General features: G+C 72.8%; 11 protein-coding genes and 3 pseudogenes. 6 read left to right on the top strand and 8 right to left on the bottom strand.

Features of this window, described 5'->3' with window-relative positions; genetic code table 11:
• Nucleotides 1-363 precede the first annotated feature (363 nt).
• The 4 genes and pseudogenes from AB0C17_RS08095 to AB0C17_RS08080 all read right to left on the bottom strand — a co-directional run bounded on the left by AB0C17_RS08095 (nt 364) and on the right by AB0C17_RS08080 (nt 6,300).
• On the bottom strand, nt 364-2,688 hold the full coding sequence (locus AB0C17_RS08095) for a DNA topoisomerase (ATP-hydrolyzing) (protein ID WP_357390861.1): 2,325 nt from the start codon (nt 2,686-2,688) through the stop codon (nt 364-366).
• A 441-nt stretch (nt 2,689-3,129) separates the two neighbouring features.
• A pseudogene (locus AB0C17_RS08090) lies at nt 3,130-3,903 on the bottom strand (LAGLIDADG family homing endonuclease); the annotation flags it as partial.
• Nucleotides 3,892-4,152, bottom strand: a pseudogene (locus AB0C17_RS08085) (DNA gyrase subunit A); the annotation flags it as partial. The pseudogenes AB0C17_RS08090 and AB0C17_RS08085, both read right to left, overlap by 12 nt.
• Nucleotides 4,153-4,185: 33 nt before the next feature.
• Nucleotides 4,186-6,300 (bottom strand): DNA topoisomerase IV subunit B, encoded by a 2,115-nt coding sequence (locus AB0C17_RS08080; protein ID WP_357390844.1) that lies wholly within the window; start codon nt 6,298-6,300, stop codon nt 4,186-4,188.
• Between the two features lie 290 nt (nt 6,301-6,590).
• On the opposite strand from AB0C17_RS08080, the gene AB0C17_RS08075 reads away from it, so the two are divergent.
• Nucleotides 6,591-7,862: a hypothetical protein gene (locus AB0C17_RS08075; protein ID WP_357477378.1), complete on the top strand. Its 1,272-nt coding sequence runs from the start codon at nt 6,591-6,593 to the stop codon at nt 7,860-7,862.
• A gap of 43 nt (nt 7,863-7,905) precedes the next feature.
• Here AB0C17_RS08075 and AB0C17_RS08070 read toward each other — a convergent pair whose 3' ends face one another.
• Both AB0C17_RS08070 and AB0C17_RS08065 read right to left on the bottom strand, forming a co-directional pair.
• A complete protein-coding gene (locus AB0C17_RS08070) occupies nt 7,906-8,538 on the bottom strand; it encodes a methyltransferase domain-containing protein (RefSeq protein ID WP_357390840.1) in 633 nt (210 codons plus the stop codon).
• A complete protein-coding gene (locus tag AB0C17_RS08065; protein WP_357477376.1) occupies nt 8,538-8,975 on the bottom strand; it encodes an Rrf2 family transcriptional regulator in 438 nt (145 codons plus the stop codon). Before AB0C17_RS08065 ends, AB0C17_RS08070 begins: the two co-directional genes overlap by 1 nt.
• Nucleotides 8,976-9,129: 154 nt before the next feature.
• Here AB0C17_RS08065 and AB0C17_RS08060 point away from each other — a divergent pair, with 154 nt between their 5' ends.
• The 5 genes and pseudogenes from AB0C17_RS08060 (at nt 9,130) to AB0C17_RS08040 (ending at nt 12,833) form a co-directional block, all read left to right on the top strand.
• On the top strand, nt 9,130-10,341 hold the full coding sequence (locus tag AB0C17_RS08060) for a globin domain-containing protein (RefSeq protein ID WP_357477373.1): 1,212 nt from the start codon (nt 9,130-9,132) through the stop codon (nt 10,339-10,341).
• Between the two features lie 132 nt (nt 10,342-10,473).
• Nucleotides 10,474-10,683 (top strand): annotated as a pseudogene (locus AB0C17_RS08055) (carbamoyltransferase N-terminal domain-containing protein); the annotation flags it as partial.
• A 62-nt stretch (nt 10,684-10,745) separates the two neighbouring features.
• The gene (locus AB0C17_RS08050; protein ID WP_357390834.1) at nt 10,746-11,603 is read left to right on the top strand and encodes an alpha/beta fold hydrolase; all 858 of its coding nucleotides are present in this window, start codon (nt 10,746-10,748) and stop codon (nt 11,601-11,603) included.
• A gap of 99 nt (nt 11,604-11,702) precedes the next feature.
• On the top strand, nt 11,703-12,332 hold the full coding sequence (locus AB0C17_RS08045) for a hypothetical protein (RefSeq protein ID WP_357390832.1): 630 nt from the start codon (nt 11,703-11,705) through the stop codon (nt 12,330-12,332).
• Nucleotides 12,333-12,449: 117 nt separating this feature from the next.
• The gene (locus AB0C17_RS08040; RefSeq protein WP_357477370.1) at nt 12,450-12,833 is read left to right on the top strand and encodes a hypothetical protein; all 384 of its coding nucleotides are present in this window, start codon (nt 12,450-12,452) and stop codon (nt 12,831-12,833) included.
• A 4-nt stretch (nt 12,834-12,837) separates the two neighbouring features.
• Here the strand turns inward: AB0C17_RS08040 and AB0C17_RS08035 are convergent, their stop codons facing one another.
• A complete protein-coding gene (locus AB0C17_RS08035) occupies nt 12,838-13,047 on the bottom strand; it encodes a GTPase activator (RefSeq protein WP_357390828.1) in 210 nt (69 codons plus the stop codon).
• A 36-nt stretch (nt 13,048-13,083) separates the two neighbouring features.
• On the bottom strand, nt 13,084-13,974 hold the full coding sequence (locus tag AB0C17_RS08030; RefSeq protein WP_357477844.1) for a DUF72 domain-containing protein: 891 nt from the start codon (nt 13,972-13,974) through the stop codon (nt 13,084-13,086).
• Nucleotides 13,975-14,094: the final 120 nt, after the last annotated feature.

The raw sequence follows: 14,094 nt of genomic DNA, 5'->3' as shown, positions 1-14,094 counted from the left end.
CCCGTTGATCATGAAGTTGACGGCACCCGGTATCCGTTTTGTCGCCGCCAACTTCATGATCGACCGGGCGGGCGGGCGCCCGCCCGCCAGAACGCCCTCGGACGCCCCACTCCGGTGATCAAGGAGTTTGCGGACGTCAAGAGGCGGCGGAAGACCCACAAACTCCTTGATCAACGGGCGGGGAGAGGGCGACCGGGTTGCCGGAGCGCCCCGAAATTCGCCAGCGCCCGGAGAGCTGCCACCGGGCCGCCCGCTCCGGTGATCAGGAGTTTGGGGACGAACGGAAGCGGAAGAAGGCCGCAAACTCCTTGATCAACCGAGGCTAGGCGAGAGGCGGGCGGGGTGCGCCGCCCGCCGCTGCCGTCAGTCTCGGTCGAGGTGGTGGCCGACGACCGTCGGGCCCAGCATCACGGCGAAACCGGAACCGTCGCGGCGCGGGTCGGCCGGGGGCAGTTCCACCGGGTCGCCGGTGGCTGTCGCACCCACCGGCCGCGGACCGATCCAGGCCACCGACAGGTCCTCCTCACCCTTGAGGAACCGCTGCGCTCGCACGCCGCCGGTCGCCCTTCCCTTCGCCGGGTACGCCTTGAACGGCGTCACCTTCACCGTCGCGCCGGTCGAGGTGACCACCATCGGCTCACCGTGCGCCGCGTCGTCGGTGCGAATCGCGCCGAAGAAGACCACCCGCGCGTCGCCTGGCAGGTTGATGCCGGCCATGCCGCCGCCCTTGAGCCCCTGCGGGCGTACCACAGATGCGGCGAAGCGCAGCAGCGACGCCTCCGAGGAGACGAACGCCAGCGTCTCGGCGCCGTCGGTCAGCCAGGTCGCGCCGACCACCTCGTCGCCGTCGCGCAGCGAGATCACCTCGAACTCGTCGGAGCGGACCGGCCAGTCCGGGGCGCACACCTTCACCACCCCCGCCCGGGTGCCGAGCGCCAGACCGGGCGAGCCCTGCGCGGACGGCCCCAGCGGGGCGAGCCCGACGACCGTCTCGCCCGGCTCCAGCGGCACCAGTTCCGCCGCCGACATGCCGCCGCGCAGCGACACCGTGCCGGACTGCTCCGGCAGCACCGGCAACGGCAACACGTCGATCTTGAACGCGCGCCCGGCGCTGGTCACCAGCAGCACGCGGCCCCGGGCGGTGGAGTGCACGATCGCGCGTACCGCGTCGTGCTTGACCCGGCCGCTGCGCCGGCGCGCCTCGGCGGCCTCCTCCGACTCGGCCGCGGTCCGTGCCACCAGCCCGGTGGCGGAGAGGATGACCTGGCACGGGTCGTCGGCGACCTCCAGCGGACCGGCGGGCACCGAGGCGGCGAGCACCTCCTTGAGGTCGCCGTCGACCAGCGTGGTGCGCCGCGGCGCGCCGAACTGCTTCACCACGGCGGCCAGCTCGTCGGAGACCACCTTCCGCAGCACCTTCGGGTCGTCCAGGATCTTCGACAACTCGGCGATCTCGCCGCGCAGCTTCTCCTGCTCGGCCTCCAGCTCCAGCCGGTCGTACTTCGTCAGCCGGCGCAGCGGAGTGTCCAGGATGTAGCTCGCCTGGATCTCGGAGAGCTTGAACTTCTGCATCAGGCCGTCCTTGGCGGCCTGGGCGTCCTCGCTGGCGCGGATCAGCTTGACCACCCGGTCGATGTCGAGCAGGGCGATCAGCAGACCGTCGACCAGGTGCAGGCGCTCCTCCCGCTTGCGCTTGCGGTACGCGCTGCGCCGGGTCACCACCTCGTAGCGGTGCGCCAGGAACACGTCGAGCAGCTCCTTGAGCCCGAGCGTGCGGGGCTGGCCGTCGACGAGGACCAGGTTGTTCACGCCGAAGGACTGCTCCAGCGGGGTGAGCCGATAGAGGTCGGCCAGCAGCGCCTGCGGGTTCACGCCGACCTTGCACTCCACCACGAGCCGGGTGCCGTTCTCCCGGTCGGTGAGGTCCTTGACGTCGGCGATGCCGGTCAGCCGCTTGGTCTTGTTCACCTCGTTGGTGATGGCCGCAATGACCTTCTCGGCGCCGACGCCGTACGGCAGCTCGGTAACGGTGATGGCCTGCCGGCCGCGGCTGCCCTCCAGCGGGCCGATCTCCACCCGCCCGCGCATGCGCACCACACCGCGCCCGGTCTCGTACGCGCGGCGCACCTCGTCCAGGCCGAGCAGCAGCCCGCCGGTCGGCAGGTCGGGGCCGGGCACGAACTCCATGAGCTTGTCGAGTGTGGCGTCCGGGTGGTTGATCAGCCAGCGGGCGGCCTGGACCACCTCGCCGAGGTTGTGCGGGATCATGTTCGTCGCCATGCCGACCGCGATGCCGGACGCGCCGTTGACGAGCAGGTTCGGGAACGCCGCCGGCAGCACCGTGGGCTGGGTCAGCGAGCCGTCGTAGTTCGGCTCGACGTCGACGGTGTCCTCACCCAGCTCGCCGACGAGCAGCATCGCCTCCCGGGACATCCGGGCCTCGGTGTATCGCGCCGCGGCCGGGCCGTCGTCCGGGCTGCCGAAGTTGCCGTGCCCGTCGATGAGCGGGACGTTGAGCGAGAAGTCCTGGGCCAACCGCACCATCGCGTCGTAGATGGCGGTGTCGCCGTGCGGGTGGTACTTGCCCATACAGTTGTGCACCACGCGGCCCTCCGCGACGAACGCGTGTTCGTCGGAGCCGACCTGGATATCGTACGTGGTGTCGGCAGGAATCCGCTCGACCGACATCACCCGTAGGAAGGATCGGCCCGAAAGTGCCTCGAGCCTTCTCGCGAGCGGAGACCCGATGCGCCGGAGTTTTCGGATCCATCCATCCCGCTCGGCACGCCAGAGCGGGAATGAACGCTCCGACAGCGGCACGCCGTTACGGTCCTTGCCGTAACGGATCTGGCTACCCGCGCCCGAAAGTGATGATCGGAACGCCTTGCCGGCCTCGTCCCGGAACCAACCGCCCCCCTGGTGGGCGTCGGCGAATTCCTTGATCACCCGCGCGTACGGCAGCCGGTCGTTGCCCTGCTTGCCGCCGTACTGATAGGTCAGGTCCACCACCTTTTCCAGACCTGCGATCTTGTAACCGATCCGCACCCAGGGCAGCAGCATCTCGGCCAGAGCGGCGGCATCACGCCCGCTGAAGGACAGGCCGAGAAGGCGTTGAAAGCCGTCTCGTGCGCTGGTCCAGTAGTGCCCGTGCAAGCCCAGGTCGGCCAGCATGGAGTTGATCTGCCGCACGAGCGTCTCGCTGGTACTGACGAAGACGATCTCCCGGAAGCGCTTGCGGACATAACCGTCACCGTCGAAGAATCCGGCAAGGAAGGGGGCCCATGCCGAGCGGTTCTCGAGGACATCGCTCGGCACACGCTTGGCACTGCTCAGCGGTCCCCCCGCTTCGAGCAGGCCCTCGTGCCTCGCGAACGTGACGATGTGCTGATCGCGGTGCCGCGGATCAGTCGCCGTCCTCTTGCCTCGGCTGACGTTGAGCCCGTTGGCGATCGCCCAACCATGTGCGACGTCGAGCGGTTCGACGTCACACATGCGCACTCGCACACGACCGTCAGCCGAGCGAGCCCGGTCGACGGCGAAGCCCTCCGCCACCACCAGCCCACGGACGTAGTCGTAGGGAGTGCCGCCGGGGGCGGCGGCTTTCCTGCGGGCACCGCCGTACGCGAGCGTGAGGTGCCCGGTGAGTTCGGACGCCTCCACCCAACGAACGGACAGGTCCTCGTCGACCACGCGAAAACGCTGACCCGGCGTGACCGACATGGTGTGCCCGTTGTCCCAGGTGACCCGAACCAGCTCCGACTGCGGGTTTCGGTAGGCCGCCACGACCGGAGTGGCGACTCCGTCGCCGTCGAGCACCGTGTCGCCGACCTCGATCGACTCGATCGGCCGAAGACCGGTCGGTGTCGACACGAGCGTCCCCGCGACGAAGCAGTCGCCGACGATCCGGGCGCTCTTGACGTGGCTGCGGTCCGGCCGGTGGCCCTGCTCGTACATCGACCACAGGATGCGCCGGTGCACCGGCTTGAGCCCGTCGCGCGCGTCGGGCAGGGCGCGGGAGTGGATGACCGAGAACGCGTACTCCAGGTAGGAGTCCGAGACCTCGGTGACCAGCGGGTTGTCGAAGACGCGGGCGCCGGCCTGGTCGAAGGCGGCCAGGTCCGCCTTCGCGCGGTCGTCCTTGCGGCGTGCCATGGTGTGCGTTTCCTTCCGAGACGAACCCGTTGGTCAGGCGTCGATGGCGTCGCGGTCGACGCGGTCGGCGGAGTCGATCAGCCAGTTGCGGCGGGGCTCGACCTTCTCCCCCATCAGCAGTTCGAGGATCCGCTCGGCGGCCTCGACGTCGTCCAGCGTGATCCGGCGGACCGCCCGGGTGGCCGGATTCATCGTGGTCTCCCACAACTCGTCGGCGTCCATCTCACCGAGGCCCTTGAAGCGCGGGATCGGCGTGACGATCTGCTTGCCGGCCTTCTCCAGCTTGCGGACCGTCGCCTCCATCTCGGCCTGGGTATAGGTGTAGACGGTCTGCGGGTTGCGCCCCTTGGTGGTGATCTTGTGCAGGGGCGGCATCGCCGCGTAGAGCCGCCCGGCCTCGATCAGCGGCCGCATGTAGCGGGCGAACAGCGTGATCAGCAGGGTACGGATGTGCGCGCCGTCGACGTCCGCGTCGGCCATGATGAGGACCCGGCCGTACCGCAGGGTGGACAGGTCGAACGTCCGGCCGGAGCCGGCGCCGAGCACCTGCACGATCGCGGCACACTCGGCGTTGTCCAGCACCTGCTGGAGGCTGGCCTTCTGCACGTTGAGGATCTTGCCGCGGATCGGTAGCAGCGCCTGGTATTCGGAGGACCGCGCGAGGCGCCCCGTCCCGAGGGCGCTGTCGCCCTCCACGATGAACAGTTCACTTCTCTCGATGCCCGCGGCCCGGCAGTCGACGAGCTTGGCCGGCATGGCCGCGCCCTCCAGCGCGGTCTTGCGGCGGGCGGCGTCCTTCTGCTGCTTCTGGGTGAGCCGGACCCGGGCCGCGTCGACGATCTTCTGGAGCACCGTCCGGGCCTCGGCCTTGGTGCGGCGGTCGTCCAGCCAGCTCTTGAGGTGCGCCTCGACCAGGCCCTGGAGCACCTTGGTGATCCCGGCGGTGGACAGCTCGTCCTTGGTCTGCGAGGTGAACTGCGGCTCCGGGATGCGCACGTGCACCACGGCGGTCATGCCCTCCAGGACGTCGTCCAGCGTGGGCGCGTCCTCCTTGGGCTTGAGCAGGCCGCGGGCGTTGCGGGCGGCCTCGGCGAGGGTACGGGCCAGCGCCCGCTCGAAGCCCTTGCGGTGGGTGCCGCCGTGGGCGTTGCGGATGGTGTTCGTGAAGCACTCGACGGTGCGCTCGTAGCCGGTGCCCCAGCGGAACGCCACCTCGACCTCGGCGCGGCGCTGCACGTTGGACTGCATGACGCCGTTGGCGTCGGCGGCGTTCTCCCGGTAGGTGCCCTCGCCGGTGACCAGCAGCGTGCCGGAGACCGGCCGGTCGCCGGCCGGGGCGAGGTATTCCACCATGTCGGTGAGCCCGTCGGGGAAGTGGAAGCGCTCCTCGACGGGTTCCTCGCCGGTCTCGTCGCGCAGCCGGTAGGCCACGCCGGGGACGAGGAAGGCGGTGTTGCGCAGCTTGAGCCGGACCGCCTCGGTGTCGAGCGCGGCGCCGGTCTCGAAGTAGCGGGGGTCGTGCCACCAGCGGATCGAGGTGCCGGTGCGCTGGCCGCGCTTCATCGCGCCGACGATCTGGAGGCCGGGGCCGGGTGTGAACGGCGCGTCCGGGCCGTCGCCGTCGAAGACGCCCGGCACGCCGTGGCGGAACGACATGGCGTGGACCTTGCCGCCGCGCCGGACGGTGACGTCGAAGCGGCGGGACAGCGCGTTTACCGCCGACGCGCCGACGCCGTGCAGGCCGCCGGAGGTCTTGTAGCCGGAGCCGCCGAACTTGCCGCCCGCGTGCAGGCGGGTGAGCACCAGCTCGACGCCGGAGATGCCGGACTTGGCGTGCACGTCGGTGGGGATGCCACGGCCGTCGTCGTCGACCTGGACCGAGCCGTCGGCGTGCAGGATCACGTCGACCTTCGTGGCGTGACCGGCGACACCCTCGTCGGTGGAGTTGTCGAGGATCTCGTTGACGAGGTGACCCACGCCACGGCTGTCGGTCGAGCCGATGTACATGCCGGGGCGCTTCCGGACGGCGTCGAGGCCCTCCAGATGCGTCAGGTCGTCGGCCCCGTAGAGGGTCTCAGGCTGTGCGGTCAACTGGTCGTACTCCCAGGTCTCGGCGGTGTGGTGCCGTTCACCGTGTGATCCCCCCACGATGATCGCCGGGCGCGGCGCGCCGCAGCGAGCCTAGCCGGGTGCCCCGACAGGTCGGCGGCACCGGGGCGGTGCGTTGCGCGATCGGCCTCGCCGCCGGGTCCGCGCCGGGGCCGCGTAGGGCGGCCCGGTGGGACGGGCGGAGCGTCCAGGCGGCACAACGACCCGGGCGCCGGATGTCTTCCCGACGAGGGGCGGCGGATGTCGGGGCATTGACGTCCGTCACACGCGCGTGATCTGATCGCCACCCCAAAGAATCTTTCACATTTCGATGTTCTGGGAGGTCGGGCATGTCCGTGTTCCGTCGTTCCGTGCTCGCGGCGGCGCTGGCGCTCGCCACGGTGGCGTCACCCGCCGCCGCGGCGCCCGCCCGGCAGGCCACCGCCGCGCTGCCCACCGCCGCGCTGCCCACCGCCGCGGTGGCGCTGGGTGACAGCTTCATCAGCGGTGAGGGTGCCGGGGCGTACGCGCCGGTGGTGGACGTCAACGGGGTGGCCCAGGGCTTCCCCGGCTGGTCCGCCGCCAACGCCAACGCCTACTTCTGCCACCGCTCGCCGAACGCCTCGCTGTTCCAGGCCGACCTGCCCGGCATCTCCGCGCGGTTCAACCTGGCCTGCTCGGGCGGCCAGCCGTACGACATCGCGAACGCCTCCGCCACCCGGACCAAGGGACGGCAGGTGGCCGCCCAGCTCGACCAGCTCCGGTCGGTGGCGCGGACCCACGACATCGACCTGGTGCTGGTCGGCCTCGGCTCGAACAACAGCTCGTTCACCTTCGGCAGCGTGGCGGAGAAGTGCGCCAACCGGTTCATCGCCGACGCGTGGACCGGCTGGTGGGAGTTCTGGGCGTACCTGGGCGGGCCGGTGGAGCAGAAGCCGTGCACGGACGCCGACCTGGGCACCGCCGCGCAGTTCGCCGCCGCTACCGCGGAGACCACCACGGCGCTGCGGCAACTGCTCACCACGCTGGACCAGATCGACGCCGACGGGCAGCACCGGGTGGTGTTCCAGGACTACACGAACCCGCTGCCGTTCGAGCTGGACCAGAGCTACTGGACCGAGGACAGCCGCGACGACACCCGGGACAAGTTCCGCGCGCTGGGCGCCGAGCGGTACGCGGCCGGCTGCCCGATCCACCGGGCCAGCCTGGCGCCCGGACACCGCTTCTCCCAGGGGCTCGGCACGCTCGTCAGCTCGGTACGCGGCACGCTCGCCGCCGAGTTCCCGCAGGACGACCTGGTCTACCTGAACGTGCAGCGCGCCTTCGACGGCGCCCGGCTCTGCGAGTCGACCGGTAGCCCGGGCAACGCCCTGGCCACGCCGATCCGGCTGATGGACGGCCCGACCGGCACGTTCGTCACCAGCCTGTCCGGCTACGACAAGCTGGACATCCAGCGCATCGCCAACGCCTGCGGCACGTACTTCCAGACCTGCCAGGAGTCGTGGCACCCGAACGCCGCCGGGCACAAGGTGCTCGGCCGGTGCCTGGCCGGTGCGGCGGCGACCGGCGCCCGTACCGTCGCCTGCGTCCGCGCCCCGGACGGCACGGTGAGTGTGAGCTGAGAAGCGTCGGCCGGCGTTCCGCGGCGCGGGACGCCGGCCGGCCTCAGGCCCGGATCGCGGCGCCGAGGACGTGCGGCGACGCCGGTGCGGGCAGCCCGGTCGGCGGGAAACGGAAGCGGTCCAGCTCGGTCACCGTGAACCCGGCGGCCCGGATCGCGGCCACCGTGTCCCGGGCGGTGTGGCAGCCGGCGCAGAACAGCGGCCACAGTGTCGCGTCGGCCAGGCGCTGGGCCCGGCGCAGGCCCGGTGTCTGCGCCACCACATGTTCGTAGAAGCGCAGCTCGCCCCCGGGCCGCAGCACCCGGCGCGCCTCGGCCAACGCGACCGCCTGGTCCGGCACCGAGCAGAGCACGAGCGACAGCACCACCGCGTCGGCGGCGCCGTCGGCGACCGGCAACGCCTCGGCCAGCCCGGCGGCCACCGTCACCGGCACCGGGGCGCCGGGGGCGGCGGCGCGGGCCAGGGCACGCAGGCGCGGTTCCGGCTCGACGGCGAGCACCCGGGTCACCCGGGACGGGTAGTGCGCGAGGTTGCGCCCGTTGCCGGCGCCGACCTCGACCACGCGGCCGTGCAGCCCGGCGACGAGGCGGGCCCGGTGCCGGGCCATACCGGCCTGGTCCATGGCGACGCTGGCGCGGGCGAACAGCCGGGAGAAGATCGGATGGGAGACGGCCATCAGCGGACCACCGGTGGGGTGCCGAGGCTGAGCAGGATCGGGCCGGCGGCGCCGTCGACCAGGGCGCCGAGGCGTACCCCGTCGAGCACGGCGAGGAAGGCGGCCTGCGCGCGGCGCAGCTCGCCGCGCAGCCGGCACTCCGCGACCAGCGGGCAGACCGGCTGTGCGCAGTCGACCACCTCGCCGTCGCCCTCTAAGGCGCGGACGACCTGGCCGACGGTGAGGTCGCCAGCGTGCTCGGCGAAGGCCACTCCGCCGGAGCGGCCCCGGATGGTCACCAGGACGCCGATGCGTTGCAGCCGCTGCACCACCTTGGCGACGTGGCTGCGGGGCAGCTCGAGCCGGGTGGCGAGCTCGTCGACGGTGGCCCGGACCGGGGACGCGGCGGTGAGCATGGCGATCCGCAACGCCATGTCGGTCGACCGGTTGAGCCTCACGCACCGACCCTAGCCATTCGGTGCCGTCAGCGACACAAGCAGATTCACGGTGACCCATGCCACCACGCTCCCGGGACCTTCGACCCTAAAGAGGACTTCCAGATACCTGTTTCGTGGGGATCGACCTGTTTGAGTCCCGGAAGGAGATTCGGTAGTGCTCTCGGAATCCTCAGCGGCTGTCGTGACCGCCACCCTGCCCGTCGTGCGGGCGCACGGCGAGGCCATCACCGGCCGCTTCTACCAGCGGATGTTCGACGCCCACCCGGAACTGCTGAACCTGTTCAACCGGGGCAACCAGGCCACCGGGGCGCAGAAGGCCGCCCTCGCCTCGGCAGTGGTCGCGTACGCGGCGCACCTGACCGGCGAGGCCGGCCTGCCGTGGGGGCCGGTCCTGGACCGGATCGCGCACAAGCACGCCTCGCTCGGCATCACCGCCACCCAGTACCCGATCGTCGGCCGGCACCTGCTCGCCGCCGTCGGCGAGGTGCTCGGCGACGCCGTCACCGCGGAGGTGGCCGCCGCCTGGGACGAGGTCTACTGGCTGCTGGCCTGCGAGCTGATCGCCCGCGAGGCGCGGCTCTACGCCGGCGCCGGCGTGCCCGAGGCCGCGCCGGTGTGGCGGGAGTGGCGGGTGACCGGCCGGACCCGGGAGAGCGCCGACGTCGTCTCGCTCACCCTCGCGCCGGCCGGCGGCGGCGCCGCGCCCGGCTTCACCCCCGGGCGGTACGTCTCGGTCGCCGTCGACCTGGACGGCGGCCGGGGACAGCAGATCCGCCAGTACAGCCTCTCCGGCCGCCCCGGCGCCGAGACGTGGCGGATCACCGTGAAGCGGGTACGCGGTGAGGCCGGCGCTCCCGACGGCATGGTCTCCGGTCACCTGCACGACCGGGTGGCCGTCGGCGACACGCTGCGGCTCAGCCCGGCGTTCGGTGAGGTCGACGCCACCGCCGGCGACGGGCCGCTGCTGCTGGTCAGCGCCGGTATCGGGCTCACCCCGGCGATGGCGGCGCTGGCCCACCTGGCGGACCGGAACCCCGGGCGCCGGGTGACGCTGGCGCACGCCGACCGGCACGCCGAGGCGCACGCGCTGCGCGCGGAACTGCCGGCGCTCCAGCGGCGGCTGCCGAACCTGGCCGTCCACCTCTGGTATCTCGACGCCGCCGGGGCAGAGCTGCCCGGGCTGAAGGCGGAGGTGTCCAGCGGGCTGATCGACCCGGACCGGCTCCCGCTGCCCGCCGGGGTGGCCGTGCACCTCTGCGGTCCGATCGCGTTCATGAACCTGGTCCGGGGCAACCTCCTGCGCCGGGGCGTGCCGGCCGAGCGGATCGCGTACGAGGTGTTCGGCCCCGGGATGCTGCCGGGCTGACCGTTTCTCGGTCCGGGGACCCGCGTCGACGCCCCGGCCAGGGCATCGAGCCTCCACAGCGGAGGCGGCGGGCTGGCGGAGAAGTCGATGATCTACTGGTGAGGGGCGGATCCCGAGGATACGGGTCCACCCATGCGTGTCCTCGGCATCAACGCGATCTTTCACGACCCGGCCGCGGCCCTGGTGGTCGACGGCCGGGTCGTGGCCGCCGCCGAAGAGGAACGGTTCAGCCGCCGCAAGCACGGCAGACGACCGGTGCCGTTCTCCGCGTGGGAGCAGCCCGAGCTGGGGCTGGCCGACCCGTGGGACGGGCTGCGGGTCGACTACGCGCGGCGCGCGCCGGTGCAACGGCTCCGGCCACCCCTTCCTACCCGGCGGTAGGTTCGGGCCGTACGCTTGTCCGGGTGAGCGGGGACTACACCCAGGAGTACGTGGACGTCGACGGCGCGCGCATCGGTGTGCAGGTCTATCCGGAGCCGGCCGGTCCGCCCGGCGCCCCGGTGGTGCTGATCTGGCCCGCCATGGGCGTGCGCGCCCGCTACTACCGGCCGTTCGCCGCCGCGCTGCGCGACGCCGGGCTCGCGGTGATCGTGGCCGACCTGCGCGGCACCGGCGAGAGCACGCCCGCGCCGTCGCGCGCCTGCCGCTACGGCTACCAGGAGATGTCCACCGACATCGGTGCCGTGCTCGACGCGCTCAAGCCCCGGCTCGACGGCCGGACCCGGGTGCTGCTCGGGCACTCCCTCGGCGGCCAGGTCGCGGTGCTGCACCAGGCGCTGCACGACGCCGAGCGGGTGGACGGGCTGGCCCTGGTGGCGGTGGGGCTGCCGTGGTGGCGGCGGTACCCGGGCCTGCGCGGGTGGGGCGTGCTGCCGTACACCCAGGCGATCGCGGCGACGGCCCGGCTGCTCGGCGTCTGGCCGGGCTGGGGCTTCGGCGGCCGGCAGGCCGCCGGCGTGATCCGGGACTGGGCGCACACCGCCCGCACCGGCCGGTTCCCGGCGCTGGACGGGGTGGACTCGGAGGCCGCCGTGCGGCGGATCCGCACGCCGGTGCTCGCGGTGAGCGTCGACGACGACCAGTACACGCCGCACGAGACGCTCGACCACCTGTGCGAGAAGCTGACCGGCGCGCCGGTGACGCGGCACCGCTACACGGTGGCCGAGGCGGGCGCGCCGCTGGACCACTTCACCTGGGTACGCGCGTCGGCGCCGCTGGCCGCCCGGATCGCCGCGTTCGCGGACACACTCCCCCGGCGCTGAGCCACGCCGGCACGCTTCCCCGCCGGTGAGCCACGCCCGGGCGTGAGTCGCCCGATCGTGGGTATGCCGCACCGCCCGAACACGGCGGAGGGGGATCTGATGTCAGAACGGCACACCACGCTGCGCTCGATGCACGACCTGGGCCTGGCGGCCTGGTTCGGCGGTTCCCTGATGGGGGCGCTCGGCGTCAACGGCGCGGCGGCGCGGATCAACGACACGACCGAGCGGCTGCCGGTGGCCTCGGCCGGGTGGGCGCGGTGGACACCTGTCAACGCGGCGGCGATCGGCGCGCACCTGGCCGGCGCGGTCGGCGAACTGGTCACCGAGAGCCCGCGGATGGCCCGCCAGGCGGGCGTGGGGAAGATGAGCGCGGTCAAGACCGCGCTGACCGTCGGCGCGCTGGCGGTGACCGGCTACAGCCGGCTGGTCGGCATGCGGCTGGAGAAGGCCGGCGGGCCGCCGGTCGAGGGGACCACCGAACCCAGCCACCACACCCCGGCGAACGTCGCCGCCAGTCAGCGGCAGATGAAGCTGCTCCAGTGGGCGGTGCCGGCGCTGACCGGCGCGCTCGTCGTGGTGTCGGCGTACATGGGCGAACAGCAGAAACCGGGCCAGGTGTTCCGGGGCATGCTGGACCGCGCGGGCGGGCTGATGGCCGCGCCGAAGAACATCGGCAAGGTGGCCGCCGTGGGCGCGGCCGGACGTCATCTGGTCGGGGCGGCCCGTTGACCACCGCGCGGCCGGTGACCCACATCGGGGTGGGTCACCGGCCGCGCGGTGTACCGGCGCGGGACAGGGCCGTCCCCGGGCGGACGGCGCGGACATCAGCAGCCAGGTGAGGTGACCATGACCAGCAGGGACCGGCCGGGTGGTGGCGACGGGCGCGGACCGGAGTCGGCCGCGCCGTGGGGCACCACCGACGGCTTCGACGCCGACCCTCCGTGGGGCGCCGGCGACAACGACCCGATGGACGAGGGCAGCGAGGAGACCGCGGTGCCCGAGGGGCGGCTCGGTGAACGACGGGCGGCGGGGGTCCGGCCGGGCGGGCCGAGGGCCGGCCGGCACGGGCTCGGCTCAGTGGAACCGACCCGGACGCCCGAGGCCGGACCGGGCGCGCCGCCGGATCCGGCCCCGTCCGGGCGGACGTTCCCGGACGACAGCGCGGACGGCGACCTCGGCGACAACGCGCTGGAGGAGGCGACCGGGATGCGCCCGGAGACGCGCCCCTGAGAGTTCAGGAGCCGGTGCCGTCCTCACCCGGCCGGCCCGGCGCCGACGGCTCGTTGTCCGGCACCGGTGACTCGGCCACCGGGTGCCCGGTGTCGTCGACAAGGCCCGGCGCCATGCTGCCGCCGTGCGCCTCCTCGGCCTCCCGGGTCGCTCGCGGGTCCCGCTCGTCCTCGCCGTGCCGCTTCTCCACAGATCCCCCCTCGCGGTCGTCCATGCCCCCGGCGGTACCCGGACGACGGCCGGGGAAACGTCAGGCGCGCGCGGCGGCGGGCGCGACGCCGAGCAGGTCGGCCAGGCGGGCGGCGTCGCGCTGGGCCTGGTCGCCGCAGCAGTTGTTCATCAGAACGTGCAGCTCGGCGCACTGGTCGGCCAGCTCGCGCAGCAGCACCGACCAGTGCCGCAGCTCCCGCTCGCCGTAGGCGTAGCGGAACCGCTCCTGCTTGTCCCCGCTCTCCCAGGCGGTGCTGTGCCCGTGGAACCGGATCACGGCCAGGTCGGTGGTGGCGACCAGGACCGGCGGCACCGAGGAGACGTGCCCCTGCGGCATGTCCACGCAGGCGTACCCGAGGTCGTGTTCGCGCAGGAACGTCACGGTGTCGGCCATCGCGTCCCCGTCGAACCACGACGAGTGCCGCAGCTCGACGGTGACCGGCCAGGGACGGCAGCGCCGCGCGGCGTCCAGGATCCGCCGCCGGGCCGCCTCGCTCCGCGCCAGCCACGGCGGGAACTGCAACAGCACGGCGCCGAGCCGGTCGGCCGCCGCGAGCGGCGCCAGCGCCGCGTGGAACCGGTCCCACAACTCGTCGTACGCCCCGGCGGGCAGGTCGCGCCAGCGGATCCGGCTCGGGCCGCCCGCCGGACGCAGGTCGCGGGGCAGCGCGTCGACCGGCGTGTGGTGGCCGGTGAAAAGGCGGAACGCCTTGACGTCGAAGGTGAACCCGTCCGGGGTGGCGGCCGCCCACCCCGCCGTGGTCTCCGGCACCGGCACCGCGTAGTACGACGTGTCCACCTCGACCAGTCCGAACCGCTCGGCATACCAGCCCAGCCGGCCGGCGGGGGTGTTGACCCCGCGCGGATACCAGCCGGAGCGGATCAGCATCTGGTCCGCCCACGAGGACGTGCCCACCTTGATGACACCCATGTAGTTCAGTTCACCGCTACCGTCGGACATCGGCAACCGGAGATGCCTGACCCGCCGTGACCGGGGGCGGGTGAACGGCCTCACCGCGTCCGCGGCGTACGGAGTGTGACACCCGGCCGG

The organism is Micromonospora sp. NPDC048887 (assembly GCF_040649715.1).
Lineage (GTDB): Bacteria > Actinomycetota > Actinomycetes > Mycobacteriales > Micromonosporaceae > Micromonospora.
The sequence above is the reverse complement of the archived record's forward strand: the minus strand, read 5'-3'. Positions and strand labels throughout refer to the sequence as shown.